This window comes from Rothia sp. HMSC066G07, assembly GCF_001814485.1.
In the GTDB taxonomy this organism is placed as follows: Bacteria; Actinomycetota; Actinomycetes; order Actinomycetales; family Micrococcaceae; genus Rothia.
Window position 1 is genome coordinate 171,814 of sequence record NZ_KV816927.1, and the last position, 14,109, is coordinate 185,922.

11 protein-coding genes are annotated in these 14,109 nt (G+C 61.6%); 9 read left to right on the top strand and 2 right to left on the bottom strand.

Annotated features, from left to right (window positions below; translation table 11 throughout):
• Window positions 1–44: 44 nt before the first annotated feature.
• Window positions 45–1,646, bottom strand: coding sequence for an acyl-CoA carboxylase subunit beta (locus HMPREF2971_RS06445; RefSeq protein ID WP_070691977.1), 1,602 nt, complete (start codon window positions 1,644–1,646; stop codon window positions 45–47).
• Window positions 1,647–1,963: 317 nt separating this feature from the next.
• Window positions 1,964–2,245, bottom strand: coding sequence for a YciI family protein (locus tag HMPREF2971_RS06450; RefSeq protein ID WP_005508857.1), 282 nt, complete (start codon window positions 2,243–2,245; stop codon window positions 1,964–1,966).
• Window positions 2,246–2,475: 230 nt separating this feature from the next.
• Here HMPREF2971_RS06450 and HMPREF2971_RS06455 point away from each other — a divergent pair, with 230 nt between their 5' ends.
• The 9 genes from HMPREF2971_RS06455 to gatB all read left to right on the top strand — a co-directional run bounded on the left by HMPREF2971_RS06455 (window position 2,476) and on the right by gatB (window position 13,926).
• Window positions 2,476–3,432: a biotin--[acetyl-CoA-carboxylase] ligase gene (locus HMPREF2971_RS06455; protein ID WP_070691979.1), complete on the top strand. Its 957-nt coding sequence runs from the start codon at window positions 2,476–2,478 to the stop codon at window positions 3,430–3,432.
• A 123-nt stretch (window positions 3,433–3,555) separates the two neighbouring features.
• Entirely contained in the window at window positions 3,556–4,044 is a 489-nt protein-coding gene (locus HMPREF2971_RS06460; RefSeq protein WP_049349988.1) for a hypothetical protein, read from the top strand.
• Window positions 4,045–4,336: 292 nt separating this feature from the next.
• Window positions 4,337–5,488 carry an adenylate/guanylate cyclase domain-containing protein gene (locus tag HMPREF2971_RS06465; protein ID WP_044150684.1) on the top strand — a complete coding sequence of 384 codons (1,152 nt, stop codon included), beginning with the start codon at window positions 4,337–4,339 and terminating at the stop codon, window positions 5,486–5,488.
• The gene (locus tag HMPREF2971_RS06470) at window positions 5,485–6,378 is read left to right on the top strand and encodes a PP2C family protein-serine/threonine phosphatase (protein ID WP_012903977.1); all 894 of its coding nucleotides are present in this window, start codon (window positions 5,485–5,487) and stop codon (window positions 6,376–6,378) included. Before HMPREF2971_RS06465 ends, HMPREF2971_RS06470 begins: the two co-directional genes overlap by 4 nt.
• A 223-nt stretch (window positions 6,379–6,601) precedes the next feature.
• Window positions 6,602–8,833, top strand: coding sequence for an NAD-dependent DNA ligase LigA (gene ligA / locus HMPREF2971_RS06475; RefSeq protein WP_070691981.1), 2,232 nt, complete (start codon window positions 6,602–6,604; stop codon window positions 8,831–8,833).
• A gap of 697 nt (window positions 8,834–9,530) precedes the next feature.
• Window positions 9,531–10,289 (top strand): transglycosylase family protein, encoded by a 759-nt coding sequence (locus HMPREF2971_RS06480; protein WP_070691983.1) that lies wholly within the window; start codon window positions 9,531–9,533, stop codon window positions 10,287–10,289.
• Between the two features lie 215 nt (window positions 10,290–10,504).
• Entirely contained in the window at window positions 10,505–10,801 is a 297-nt protein-coding gene (gene gatC, locus HMPREF2971_RS06485) for an Asp-tRNA(Asn)/Glu-tRNA(Gln) amidotransferase subunit GatC (RefSeq protein ID WP_005507016.1), read from the top strand.
• Between the two features lie 15 nt (window positions 10,802–10,816).
• On the top strand, window positions 10,817–12,421 hold the full coding sequence (gene gatA / locus HMPREF2971_RS06490) for an Asp-tRNA(Asn)/Glu-tRNA(Gln) amidotransferase subunit GatA (protein ID WP_049338850.1): 1,605 nt from the start codon (window positions 10,817–10,819) through the stop codon (window positions 12,419–12,421).
• Window positions 12,421–13,926, top strand: a complete 1,506-nt coding sequence (gene gatB / locus HMPREF2971_RS06495) for an Asp-tRNA(Asn)/Glu-tRNA(Gln) amidotransferase subunit GatB (protein WP_049341656.1) — start codon at window positions 12,421–12,423, stop codon at window positions 13,924–13,926. The genes gatA and gatB overlap by 1 nt, the downstream gene beginning before the upstream one ends.
• Window positions 13,927–14,109: the final 183 nt, after the last annotated feature.

The following is a 14,109-nucleotide window of genomic DNA, read 5'->3' on the forward strand; positions in this document are numbered from 1 at the left end:
CGTGCGAAGGCCCGCGCCACAGACGGTGCGGGCACAACGGAAGCCTACAGCGGGATGTTGCCGTGCTTCTTTGCCGGGGTAGACGCACGCTTATCGTGCAGGGCACGCAGCGATGAAATAATGCGCACGCGAGTCTCGCTCGGGGCAATAACCTCGTCAATGTAACCCAGCTCAGCAGCCTGGTACGGGTTCAGCAACTCTTCCTCATACTTGGTGATCAGCTCAGCGCGGCGAGCCTCAACATCGCCACCCTCAGCCGCCAGAGCAGCCAGCTCACGACGGTACAGAATATTCACCGCACCCTGAGCGCCCATCACGCCAATCTGAGCGGTGGGCCACGCCAGGTTAATATCGGCACCCAGCTTCTTCGAGCCCATCACAATGTACGCGCCGCCGTACGCCTTACGGGTAATGACGGTAACCAGCGGAACGGTCGCCTCCGCGTAAGCGTAGAGCAGCTTAGCGCCGCGGCGAATAATGCCGTTGAACTCCTGATCGGTGCCGGGTAGGAAGCCGGGAACATCCACAAAAGTCAGAATCGGAATGTTGAACGCATCGCAATGGCGCACGAAGCGGGCAGCCTTCTCGGATGCAGAAATGTCCAGGCAGCCGGCGAACTGCATCGGCTGGTTCGCCACAATGCCGACCGCGCGGCCCTCAACGCGGGCGTAACCAATCATCACGTTCGGAGCGTACAGCGCCTGCATCTCCAGGAAATGGCCGTCATCGACCACGGACTCAATGACCGCGCGCATATCGTAAGGCTGGTTCGCAGAATCCGGGATGAGAGTATCCAAATCCAAATCGTCCACGCACACCTGCGCCTCCTGGTCATGCTCCAGGGGCAGGGACTCTGCAAGGTTATTCGAGGGCAGGAACTCGAGGAGCTCACGCACAAAGTCGAAAGCGTCTTCCTCGTCCTCAGCCAGGTAGGTGCTGGTACCGGTCACCGAGTTGTGCTGACGCGCACCACCGAGGGTCTCCATGTCCACATCCTCACCGGTCACGGTCTTAATGACGTCCGGGCCGGTAATGAACATGTGCGAGGTCTTATCCACCATGATGATGTAGTCAGTCAGAGCGGGGGAGTAAGCGGCACCGCCAGCGCAGGGGCCCATAATGACAGAAATCTGCGGAACCACACCGGAGGCGCGCACGTTCATGCGGAAAATATCGGCAAACATCGCCAGGGAAGCCACGCCCTCCTGAATACGGGCGCCACCACCATCGTTAATGCCGATAACCGGGCAGCCGTTCTTCAGAGCGAACTTCTGCACCTTCACAATCTTCTCGCCGTTCACCTGCGAGAGAGAACCACCGTAGACGGTGAAATCCTGCGAATACACGGCAACCAGGCGACCATCCACGGTGCCGTAACCGGAGACCAGGCCGTCACCCAGAGGCTTCTTCGCCTCCATGCCGAATGCGGTGGTGCGGTGGCGGGCGAGTGCATCAAACTCTACGAAAGAACCCTCGTCCAGAAGCATATCGATGCGCTCGCGGGCGGTGTTCTTGCCGCGTGCGTGCTGCTTCTCAATAGCTGCCTCACCGCTGGGCGCGAAGCTGCGCTCTCGACGTGCATAAAAATCAGCGAGCTTACCGGCGGTGGTGCTCAAGTCAAAATCCTGCTGGAGGTTCTCGGACATTATTCCTCGTTCCTGCTCCACCCGATTGTCGGGAGCCAGTGGTTGCGGTGATGGTTGTTCAGAAGGCCCCGAAGAGCACTCTTGAACAATGTGCATATCCCTCAACTATAGTGCGAACTAGGGCACATATGCCAGGTGAGAAGCCAGAATATCAACACTAGATACACTTTTATGCACCCAGCACCCAAGAAGGTGCATACAGTGAACGAAAAGCGCGAAAGAACCGCTCAAAAGAGCACAGAAAACCCCCCTTCCGCCTCGGCAATCCTTGCCTGCGGAAGGGGGTCTACGTTCAAGCTTTCAACGTGAAATGACGCTTAGATGGTGCCCAGGACCGGGTTCCACTCGGTGACGGTGTGAGACAGAACCGCGCCACCAATGTTCATCGGGTCGTTAGCCACAATCTTCTCGGCAGCCTCAGCGGAGTCAACCTTTGCAATCAGCAGAGCGCCGGCGGGGGTCTCGCCATCCAGCAGGGGACCGGAAACAATCAGGTTGCCCGCCTCAATCTGCGAACCAAGGTACTCGCGGTGAGCCGGACGGTACTTCGCCTGCTCCTCGGGAGCTGCGTAAACGTAAGTAATTGCGTAATAAGCCATAGCGGTCTTCTTTCGAGCAGGGCGGAGGAACCTCCGCGGCCGGTCGGTGCTTCATGCACCCTCACTGTCTAATGTACCGTCTCGGGTGCCGGTGGGCATCACCGGCGGCAAGAAATTGGTATGGTGAGAAATCAGTGCGACTCGGTAGAAACCGGCAGATTACGGCGGCAGGTTGATAGCGGGTCTGCGAATTGCAGGACTGATTGAGGTAGGACAGAAAGGTGCAGGCTATGGCTGAAAACATGCATAACGAGAGTGATCATTCGGTTTTGGATGCGCCGCGCATCCGCACCGTGGCGCTGGACGCGGGCTACTCCAGCGTAAACCTCTACGATGAAGTCGACTCCACCACCACCCGCGCCCGCGAGCTACTTATGGACGGCACGGACCCCGAACGCGAACAGCTCGGTGAGCTCTCCGTCTACGCCAGCCTCTACCAAAGCGCCGGACGCGGCCGCCTCGCCCGAGCCTGGACTGCCCCTCCCGGAGCCTGCCTCGCCGCGAGTATCGTGGTGCGCCCGCACGCCTCCGCAGACCCGCTCGCCCGAGAACTCCCCGAAGGCAGCTACCACTGGATGACCCTCATCGCCGGGCTCAGCGTGGTCGATATTTGGCGCAGCTACGGCGTGGATGCCGCCCTCAAATGGCCCAACGACGTCATCGCGCAGGGCGCTAAGGGGTGCGGAATTCTCGCCCAGCTCGTTCCCGAAAGCGGCTCCACCGAGGGGCAGCGTAGCATCATCGTGGGCATCGGTCAGAACACGAATATGTCTGCCGAACAGCTACCCGTACCCACCGCCACGAGCCTGAGCCTGTGCACCGGTGCCGTGGTTGACTCCTCCGAGGTGCTCACCCGACTCTTGAGCATCTTCGCCCGCCGCTACCGCGCCTTCGTGCGCGCCGGCGGTGATCCCGAACGCCCCGACCCCCTCAACCCCGACCCCCTCAACCCACAGAGCATCAGCCTGCTCGACCAGGCACGCGCCTCCACCGCAACCCTCGGAGCCAGCGTGCGCATGAGCCTGCCCGACGGAAGCACCGTAGAAGGCATTGCCGAAGACCTCGATGCGCAGGGGCGCATCCTCATTCGCCGCGAGGACGGAACCATAGAGCCCTACGCGGTGGGCGATATTGAGCATCTTCGCCCCGCCAACGGTAGCTACGGAGATTTTCAGCAGGCACACTAGAACCAACCTATAAAGTTTCTGCCCATAAAATTTTGCCCGGCACAGCAACACTGAATACGCCCGCACCACCTCAAACCGGCGCCTCCAGCCGGGACATAACAACCAGCACAGCTAAGGAACACCATGCGCCTGCGCGGAAAACTCAACCCCGGTGAGCATGTCATCATCGCCACCCGACAGCACTACGGTGCACTGCTACCCGCGCTCGCCTACCTGCTGGTTGCTATCGCCGCATCTACCTTCGCTTCCACGGCACGGTCCTCACCGATTCTGTGGACTCTCGGCACGATGTGTGCGGTGGGTGCCCTGCTTGGTGCTGTGCGTACTGCCTGGCGGTGGGTTACCACCTACTACCTGCTGACCACCCATCGGCTCGTAGTGCGCCGCGGTGTGATGACCCGTAGCGGAGACGAATCCCTCTACCTGGATTCCATGGGCGAGCGCTGGGCAAAACAGCGTGGCCCGGGCGCTTGGTTGGGCTACGGTTCGGTGTACGTGGTATGCCGCGGGGTGCACCACCGCCTGACCTACGTGCCCGACCCCAAGCGTTTCGAAAAAGAAATTAAATCCGCTCGACGCGACTACTACGCCCTGCGTTCCCGCTACATTTAGCCCTCTCTGGGGTGCCTCCTCCCACTACAAGGAGGGCGGACCGGTTGGCTCGGAGCCTAACCCGGCACCTAAAATCAGCCGAAAAAATGCGGATTAGAGTATTCTTAAATGTGAATTACTCCACTAAAATATCTTTGGGTGTGGAGGCTTTGACGCCCAAAACACCGCAGTGGAGGGTATATTAACAAGGCGCTATACAGTGAAGCAGTGCACAGTCGACGCACGGCACACACCAGTGCATCCGCACGGCAGAACAGATGATCCGGCAGATATGAAAGGAGCGGCAGCGGCAATGAGCACGGCAGACCATCATGAACCTGCACACTCTCCGCAGGGCACCGGTGCCACCATGGGCCCCGAAACCCAAATGCTGAACCTCAAAATTCTGCAGAACCTCGCCCAGAACAATATCTACCGCGACGAGGAATCCAAGGCAGGAATCCGAGCCCTCGAAAAGTCGCTCCTGGGACAGGGTCGCCGCTACACCCCCGTAGAAGCTGCAGAGTGCGCCGGACTTCCCCTCGAAACCGCCCAGCGTATCTGGCACAATGTGGGCTTCCCGACAATCCCCAACCACTCGCCCTACTTCACTGAAACAGACGTGCAGATGCTCGCCGACCTGCAGAAGTTGGACGCAGACGGCGACATTCGCATGGAATATGTGGCATCCCTCGTGCGCGCTGAAGGTCAACTGACCGACCGTACCGTCGCCTGGCAGATTGAGGCGCTCGTGCACAACATTATGGTCACCGAAAACCTCAGCGATAATGATGCCCGCCGCAAGCTCCTCAAAGACTTCCCGCGTTACCTCGAGGTTCTCGAGCGTCTGGCGCTCTACGCATACCGTCGCCAGATGTACGCCGGAATCCTGCGCCTGGGATTGCGCGAAAACAACGTGACCACCTCCGGACTTTCCCGCCTGCCCCTGGTGCGAGGCGTAGGGTTCGTTGACCTGGTTTCCTATACCTCCCTGGTGCGTAACCTGGACGCCGCGGCTCTTTCTCAGCTCATCAACCACTTTGAGCAGAGCTGCCTGGACGTCATCGCACCCCTGGGCGGTCGCATTATCAAGACCCTCGGTGACGAAGTCTTCTTCCTCACCGAAACCCCGGACACTATCGCAGAAATTAGCCTGCAGCTCTCCGAAAAGATCGGCGCCGACCCGCAGCTACCGGAAGCCCGCGTCGCCTTCATTTGGGGCGAGGTTCTGGCTAACCGCGGCGACGTGTACGGCTCCAGCGTGAACCTGGCTGCGCGCCTGGTCTCCCTCGCTGAACCGGGTACCGTGCTGACCGATAATGAGACAGCAAACACGCTCCGACAGGTGGGAAATCGCTATACTCTCACCTCTCAAGGGACGCGAAACGTTAGAAGCTTTGGTAACGTAGACCCCGTGGCGGTGACTCGTCGCGCGAACTACACAATGGAGATAGACCTCTCATGACTGAACTGAAACTACGTACCGGTGGTGCAACGCACCGCGGCGCACATCGAGAAAATAACGAAGATTCGATGGTCGTCGCCGGTTCCCTTTGCGTGGTCGCGGACGGCATGGGAGGCCACGAAGCCGGCGAAGTAGCATCGCGTCTGTGCGTGCGTCAGCTTGCCTACTCGCCCTTCTTCACCATGCCCGGTGGCCGTAGCGAAGAGGAGCAGCAGGCCTACGCTGAACGCCTCGCCGCCATTGACGAATCCGACCCCGCCAAGCGCCGTCGCCGCGCAAACACCCTGCTTAACAATGAAATCGTGGGCACCCTGAACCGCCTGCACGATATCCTTGGCGAAACCAACGAAGAAATTAAGCAGGCGCTCTCCCGCGCCGGCGGCACGACCGTCACCGGCGCCTGGCTGACCAGCATCGGTGACCGTAACCTGTGGGTTATTTTCAACGTGGGTGACTCCCGAACCTACCGCCTGCTGCGTGAGGACGAGGGTATTCACCACTCCGCCATGGAGAAGCTGCCCGGCGCTGAAGGGGCCGCCTCGCTGGAGCAGGTCACCACTGACCACTCCGAGGTGCAGTACCTGGTTGACGAGGGTCAGATTACCGCCCTGGAGGCGCTGACCCACCCGCGCCGCAACGTGATTACCCGCGCGCTGGGTACCGGCAACTACTGGGAACCGGACTTCTGGGTTCTGCCCGCCCGCGCCGGTGACCGCCTGATGCTCTGCTCCGATGGTCTTTCCGGTGAGCTTTCGCACGAATACATGGCGCGTGTACTCACCTCGATCCGCCACCCGCAGGACGCCGCTGACGTGCTCCAGCACGAGGCGCTGCGTTCCGGCGGCCGCGACAACATTACCGTGATTGTTGCCGACGCTGTCGAAGCCTAAACTTCATACCTTGTGATTCACCCCCGCCCTCTACAGGTACTCGCGCGAGTGCCTGCAGGAGGCGGGGGTGAACTGTATCCGCGCACAGAAACTAAGGAAGCGCAATCCGGTAAGTGGCTACGGCACTCTTGCCTCATCGTTTGCCTCATCGTTCGCGCTCGCGGAACCTGCCAATATGACGAGCGATAGGGGAGAGGCGGATCAAAAACGCTAGACTGGACGGGTGACTGAGAACAACACCACCCAGCAGACTGCCCCCGCCGAGACTCGAGCAGAGAGCCCCGCAGAAAACTCCGTGGAGATTACCGAGGCCCTGCGCGCCGAGTACGCGGAACTGACCGATAAGATTCGTGCCGCCCGCCGCGCCTACTACAACGAGGACGCGCCCTTCCTCTCTGACGCCGAGTACGATGCGCTCTACCGCCGCCTCGAAATCATCGAGGCGGAGCACCCGCTCATCATCGCCAACGACTCGCCCACTCAGGAAGTCGGCGGTGAAGCCATCGAAGCTTTCGCGCCCGTCACCCACCTGCAGCGCATGTACTCCCTCGAGGATGTCTTCTCCTTCGAGGAGCTACGCACCTGGTTGACCAAGACCGAAGAGAACACCCGGAACCTCACCGGTGGCGCACCGCAGTGGCTGACCGAGCTGAAGATTGACGGCCTGGCGGTGAATCTGCTCTACCGCAACGGTACCCTCGTACGCGCGGCAACCCGCGGCGACGGCACCACCGGCGAAGACGTCACCCACAATGTGCGCACCATTGCGAGCATCCCGCAGCAACTGACCGGCGAGAACCACCCCGAGGAGATTGAAATCCGCGGCGAGGTGTTCATCTCTTCCGCTGATTTTGAGAAGCTCAACGAGTCCATGATTGCCGCAGGTAAGAACCCCTTCGCGAACCCGCGTAACGCCGCGGCAGGCTCGCTGCGCCAGAAGGATGCGGCGATTACCGCCTCGCGCCCGCTGAGCATGTACGTGCACGGCATCGGTTCGCGCACCGGCCTGGATATTGCCACTCAGTACGAGACTTACGACCTGCTCGCCTCCTGGGGTCTGCCCGTGAGCCCCTACAGCGAAATCGCCGATAACACCGAGGTGGTGTTCGACTTCATTAACAAGTACGGCGAGCAGCGCCACTCCCTGGTGCACGAAATTGACGGCATCGTCATTAAGGTCAACGACTTTGCGACCCAGGCTCAGCTGGGCTACACCTCCCGCGTGCCGCGCTGGGCGGTGGCGTATAAGTACCCGCCCGAAGAGGTGCACACCAAGCTACTGGACATCCGCGTGGACGTGGGACGCACCGGCCGCGTGACCCCCTACGGTGTTATGGAGCCCGTGTTCGTCTCCGGCTCGACCGTGGAACGAGCCACCCTGCACAACCAGGACGTGGTCAAGGCTAAGGGCGTGCTCATCGGCGACACCGTGGTGCTGCGCAAGGCAGGCGACGTGATTCCCGAGATCGTTGCCCCCGTGGTTGCCCTACGTGACGGCACCGAACGCGAGTTCGTCATGCCCAGCGAATGCCCCTCCTGCGGCTCGCCCCTTGCCCCCGGTAAGGAAGGCGATGTGGACCTGCGCTGCACGAACCCGCGCTCCTGCCCGGCGCAGCTGACCGAGCGCGTGTACTATGCGGCAAGCCGCGGCGCCTTCGACATTGAGGCGCTCGGCTTTGAAGCAGCAAAGGCACTCACCAGCCCCGCAACCCCGGATACCCCTCCGCTAACGACCGAGGCGCACCTGTTCAGCCTCAACATTGAGGACCTGCGCGAGGTCACCATCGAACGTGAGAAGAAGGTCAAGGGTGTGGGCACCGGAAAGATGGAGCGCGTGCCCTACTTCTACACCAAGCCGACCAAGGCACGCCCCGAGCCGAAGCCCACGAAGAATACGCTGAACCTCTTCGCCGAGCTGGAGAAGGCAAAGCAGCAGCCGCTGTGGCGCGTGCTGGTTGCCCTCTCGATTCGCCACGTGGGCCCGACCGCTGCCCGCGCGCTCGCCGCGGAGTTCGGTTCGATGCAGGCGATCCGCGAGGCTGACCGTGAACGCCTTGCCGCTGTGGACGGTGTGGGCACCACGATTGCCGACTCGATTATTGAGTGGTTCGCTGAGGACTGGCACGCCGAGGTGGTGGATTCCTGGGCTGCCGCCGGTGTGCGCATGGAAGATACTCGTGACGAGTCCGTGGAACGCACCCTGGAGGGCTTGACCGTGGTTGTGACCGGCACGCTGAACGGTTACACCCGTGACGGTGCGAAGGAAGCCATTATTTCTCGCGGCGGTAAGGCATCCGGTTCGGTGTCTAAGAGGACCCACTTTGTGGTTGCTGGCGCGAACGCCGGCTCGAAGCTGGATAAGGCTCAGCAACTGGGTCTGAAGGTTCTGGATGAAGAGGGCTTCACCGCCCTGCTCGAGGGTGGTCCGGAGGCTGTTGAGGCTACCGCCGAGTAGACCCGGTAGCGGGGTCATCTGAATCTGACCCCTGCAATATATAGAGCATTCAGGCTCTGGAGTGCGTGCTCCAGAGCCTGAATGCCAATTTTTGGTATTTGTAATTACCACAGCTTTTAAGGTGGAAGCGCCTTAAAACACTCCCAAAGCGAAGAAATATTTAAAAAATATTTACACGCCGTTCAAAACCCTTAAAGGTGGTGCTCATTCACCCCGATTCGGAAAGCTCAGTGGGGGAGTGCACTCGGGGTTAAGTCCCTAGAAAACCCCGAAATTCCGGGGTGAAACCCTTAAGATACGCGGGGTTCTAGGTCTTGATTAATGTTTCCTGCACTTTTAACCTGAAAGAACCCTGGGAGAACCCGGGACGTTCACTGTGAACTTGAAATCAGGTTGGAATCATAAAAAACCTCGGCTATCTTTGAGACCAGACAGATTCTCGCAAGGGAATCGCCTGTGTGGTTTCAAGCTTGGAATGCTTGAAACGATGCCCGGTTCTACCGCACGTCCCCACCGAGGAAGTGCCACCCGGATTCCGCACATAAGTGCAGAATCGCTCACGGTGACATGAAATCGGTGGAGAGCCGCTCACATGGTAGAGCCAGAATATGAGTAACCTACTTCGTTATCAAAGGGTGAGCGGCGGCGCGCTAGAGTTCCGGGGACGGAACGAGCGGGGACGGCCCCAAGGAGCATTATGAAGAACACTTCCATTCGTCGTACCGCAGCAGCTCTCGCCATCGGTGGCGCTGTAGCAGCTACCATGTCGATGCCCGCTGCAAACGCAGTAGACGGTGCTACCTGGGACGCACTGGCACAGTGCGAGTCCGGTGGCAACTGGTCCATCAACACCGGTAACGGCTTCTACGGCGGTCTGCAGTTCACCCAGCAGTCCTGGAACGGCGTCGGCATGTCCGGCTCCCCCGCGACCGCTACCCGTGCACAGCAGATCGAGGCTGGCGAGCGTCTGCTCGCTATCCAGGGCTGGGGCGCATGGCCCGCATGCTCCGCTAAGCTTGGCCTCTACGGCAAGACCGGCGCAGCTCCCACCTACACTGAGCCCACCACCACCGTGGCTGCACAGTCGCAGACCCAGCAGACCTACACCGCTCCCGCGGCACAGGCTGCACCCGCAGCAGCACCGGCAGCTCCCGCAGCAGCACCGGCAGCTCCCGCAGCAGCACCCGCTGCACCGGCAGCTCAGGCTGCACCCGCAGCAGTTGAGGCTCCCGCAGCTCCCGCCGCAGCACCGGCAGTTGAGGCTCCCGCAGCTCCCGCTGCAGCTCCCAAGGCTGCAGCAGGCACCTACACCGTGGTTCCCGGTGACTCCCTCTCGCTGATCGCTGCAAAGCTCGGCGTTGCAGGCGGCTACCAGGCAATCGCAGCTGCGAACACCGACATCATCTACAACGTTGACCTGATCTTCCCCGGCCAGGTTCTGACCATCCCCGCCTAAGGATTAACCCCCAAGCGTAACGTGGACACGTTGTAGCCCAACGCCCCGCACCTCATACGAGGAGCGGGGCGTTGAGTATTTAACCCGAAAACAGGGGAGAAGAACACCGCCTGAACACACAAACCAGCAGGTAAACCCTCCAACCCCCAATGAGACGGAAAACGCAACCTCCACTACACTAGAGAAGAGACAAGAAAACAAACTACGGGAGAACCATGTCTGCCATCACCTTTGAACAGGTAAAGCACCTGGCATCGCTGGCACTCATTGAGATGACCGATGAAGAACTCACCGCGATGGCGTCTGAGCTGGACGTCATCGTCGCATCCGTTGAGACCATGTCGCAGAAAGCAACTGCCGACATCCCCGCGACCAGCCACCCCATCCCCCTCGAGAACGTCTTCCGTGAAGACGTACCCGTCACCACCCTCACCCAGGAAGAGGCGCTCTCCGGCGCCCCCGACGCACAGGACGGCAAGTTCCGCGTGCCGGCAATCCTCGACGAAGACTAAGAGGAGAACAACCAAGTGAACGAACTGATCCAGCTCACCGCTGCAGAAGCAGCAGAAAAGCTCGCATCCGGCGAAATCACCTCCGTCGAGCTCACCCAGGCACACCTGGACCGCATCGCAGCCACCGACGGCGCGCCCCTGAGCGACAACCGAGCAGACGGCAAGAACGGCCTCAACGCCTTCCTGCACATCAACGCCGAAGAAGCACTTGCCACCGCAGCAGCAGTGGACGCAGACCGTGCAGCAGGCAAGGAACTGCCCCCGCTCGCAGGCGTACCCATCGCCGTCAAGGACCTCATCGTCACCAAGGGCCAGCCCACCACCGCAGCATCGCGCATGCTCGAAGGCTGGATGAGCCCCTACGACGGCACCGTCACCCGCAAGGTCCGCGAAGCACGCATGCCCATCCTCGGCAAGACCAACCTCGACGAATTCGCAATGGGCTCCTCCAACGAGCACTCCGCATTCGGTGTAGTCCGCAACCCCTGGGCACTTGACCGCGCACCCGGCGGCTCCGGCGGCGGCTCCGCAGCAGCCGTCACCGCCTTCCAGGCACCCCTGGCGCTCGGCACCGACACCGGCGGCTCCATCCGCCAGCCCGCAGCGCTGACCGGTAGCGTCGGCGTCAAGCCCACCTACGGCTCCGTCTCCCGCTACGGCGTCATCGCCATGGCATCCTCCCTCGACCAGGTAGGCCCCGTCGCACGCACCGTCCTGGACACCGCGCTGCTCCACGAAGCAATCGCAGGCCACGACCCGCTCGACGCAACCTCCCTGCCCGATGAGCCCGGCAACTTCGTTGAAGAAGCCAAGGCAGGCGCAGAAGCCGCACGCAAGGGCGACCTGTCCGGCCTGCGCATCGGCGTCATCAAGGAACTCGGCGGCGGCGACGGCGAAGGCTTCGAAGCAGGCGTCCTCGCACGCTTCCGCGAATCCGTCGAAGAGCTGCGTGCCGCAGGCGCAGAGATCATCGAGGTCTCCCTGCCCTCCGTCACCGAAGCCATCAGCGCCTACTACATGATCATGTCCTCCGAGGTGTCCTCCAACCTGGCACGCTACGACGGCGTCCGCTACGGCCTGCGCGTCGTACCCGAAGACGGCCCCGTCACCATCGAACGCGTCATGTCCGCAACCCGCTCCGCAGGTTTCGGCCACGAGGTCAAGCGCCGCATCATCCTCGGCACCTACGCACTGTCCGCAGGTAACTTCGACGCCTACTACGGCGCCGCACTGCGCGTACGCACCCTCATCCAGCGCGACTACGCGGCAGCATTCGAAAAGTGCGACGTGCTCATCTCCCCGACCGCGCCCTCCACCGCGTTCAAGCTCGGCGAGAAAACCGAAGGCGACCCCATGGCAATGTACCTGGGCGACGTCGCAACCGTGCCCGTCAACCTGGCAGGCGTCCCGGCGCTCTCCCTGCCCGGCGGCCTCTCCGAAGAGAACAACCTGCCCGTCGGCATCCAGTTCACCGCACCCGCACGCGAAGACGCACGCCTCTACCGCGTCGGCGCAGCGCTGGAAGAACTGCTCACCGCAAAATGGGGCGCACCGCTCTACAAGAGCCTGCCCGACACCGAAACTCTGATCCGCGACTTTGACTTTGGGGGAACCAAGTAATGAGTGAAGAAGTCCTCAGCTTCGAAGAAGCCATCGAAAAGTACGACCCGGTCCTCGGCTTCGAGGTGCACGTCGAACTCAACACCAAGACCAAGATGTTCGACTCCGCACCCAACGAGTTCGGCGACGAACCCAACACCAACGTCACCCCCGTATCGCTCGGCCTGCCCGGCGCGCTGCCCATGGTGAACAAGACCGCTGTTGAGTCCGCCATCAAGCTCGGCCTGGCACTGGGCTGCGAGATTGCAGACAAGTCCTACTTCGCCCGCAAGAACTACTTCTACCCGGACTCCCCGAAGAACTTCCAGACCTCCCAGGCTGGCGGCCCCATCGCGGAAAACGGCTCCCTGGACGTTGAGCTCGAAGACGGCACCATCTTTACCGTCGAAATTGAGCGCGCCCACATGGAAGAAGACGCAGGCAAGCTCACCCACGTCGGCGGCGCAGACGGCCGAATCCAGGGTGCAACCTCCTCCCTGGTCGACTACAACCGCGCAGGCGTGCCCCTGATCGAGATCGTCACCCGACCCATCGTCGGTGCCGGCGAGCGCGCACCCGAACTGGCACGCGCCTACGTTGCCGCAATCCGCGACATCGTACGCTCCCTCGGCATCTCCGACGCCCGCATGGAACGCGGTAACGTCCGATGTGACGCCAACGTCTCCCTCATGCCCAAGGGCGCAGAGAAGTTCGGCACCCGCTCCGAAACCAAGAACGTGAACTCCCTGCGTTCGGTTGAGCGCGCCGTCCGCTACGAGATTCGCCGCCACGCAGCGATCCTCGAACGCGGCGAAAAGGTCACCCAGGAGACCCGCCACTGGCACGAAGACACCCGCGAAACCTCCTCGGGCCGCCCCAAGTCCGACGCCGACGACTACCGTTACTTCCCCGAACCGGACCTCGTACCGGTCGTCACCAACAGCGAATGGATTGAGCGTCTGCGCGCCGAACTGCCCGAACCCCCGGCAGAACGCCGCCGCCGCCTCAAGGGCGAGTGGGGCTACTCTGACGAAGAGTTCCGCGACGTCGTCAACGCTGGCGCACTCGACGTTATCGAAGAGACCGTCGCCGCAGGCGCAACCGCAGCAGCAGCCCGCAAGTGGTGGATGGGCGAGATTGCCCGCCGCGCAAAGCAGGCTGAAGTTGAGCTCACCGCCCTCGGCGTGGAGCCCGCAACCGTGGTCGCCCTCGAAGCGCTCATCTCCGAAGGCAAGATCAACGACAAGATCGCCCGCCAGGTGCTCGAGTTCGTCCTCGCCGGTGAAGGCACCCCCGCCGAAATCGTTGAGGCACGCGGCCTCGCCGTAGTCTCCGACGACGGCGCGCTCACCGCAGCCGTTCAGGAAGCACTGGCAGCAATGCCCGACGTTGCAGACAAGATCCGTGCCGGTAAGGTTCAGGCTGCTGGCGCTATCGTCGGTCAGGTCATGAAGGCTACCCGCGGTCAGGCTGACGCCGCCCGCGTGCGTGAGCTGATTCTGGCTGAGTGCGGCGTGGAAGGCTAAGCTTTTCTGCTGACTCGGCTCTAACGAAAGAGGCGTCGTCTCCCCGTGTGGGAGGCGGCGCCTCTTTCGTACTCTCTTGTTCTGCACGAGATGCGCGGTTCCGCGCGGAAAGCGGCTATCGTCCTCGTTCCTACAGGGCGGGTGGGTACGCTATACCCTTCCTCCGCTCCTGCAGGGGAACCC

What these genes read in the sequence shown, in the direction of transcription:
- HMPREF2971_RS06465 (WP_044150684.1), top strand. Translation starts at nt 4,337, where the DNA reads ATGAGCACGGCAGACCATCATGAACCTGCACACTCTCCGCAGGGCACC.
- gatB (WP_049341656.1), top strand. Translation starts at nt 12,421, where the DNA reads ATGAGTGAAGAAGTCCTCAGCTTCGAAGAAGCCATCGAAAAGTACGAC.
- HMPREF2971_RS06460 (WP_049349988.1), top strand. Translation starts at nt 3,556, where the DNA reads ATGCGCCTGCGCGGAAAACTCAACCCCGGTGAGCATGTCATCATCGCC.
- HMPREF2971_RS06445 (WP_070691977.1), bottom strand. Translation starts at nt 1,646, where the DNA reads ATGTCCGAGAACCTCCAGCAGGATTTTGACTTGAGCACCACCGCCGGT.
- HMPREF2971_RS06470 (WP_012903977.1), top strand. Translation starts at nt 5,485, where the DNA reads ATGACTGAACTGAAACTACGTACCGGTGGTGCAACGCACCGCGGCGCA.
- gatC (WP_005507016.1), top strand. Translation starts at nt 10,505, where the DNA reads ATGTCTGCCATCACCTTTGAACAGGTAAAGCACCTGGCATCGCTGGCA.
- HMPREF2971_RS06480 (WP_070691983.1), top strand. Translation starts at nt 9,531, where the DNA reads ATGAAGAACACTTCCATTCGTCGTACCGCAGCAGCTCTCGCCATCGGT.
- HMPREF2971_RS06450 (WP_005508857.1), bottom strand. Translation starts at nt 2,245, where the DNA reads ATGGCTTATTACGCAATTACTTACGTTTACGCAGCTCCCGAGGAGCAG.
- HMPREF2971_RS06455 (WP_070691979.1), top strand. Translation starts at nt 2,476, where the DNA reads ATGGCTGAAAACATGCATAACGAGAGTGATCATTCGGTTTTGGATGCG.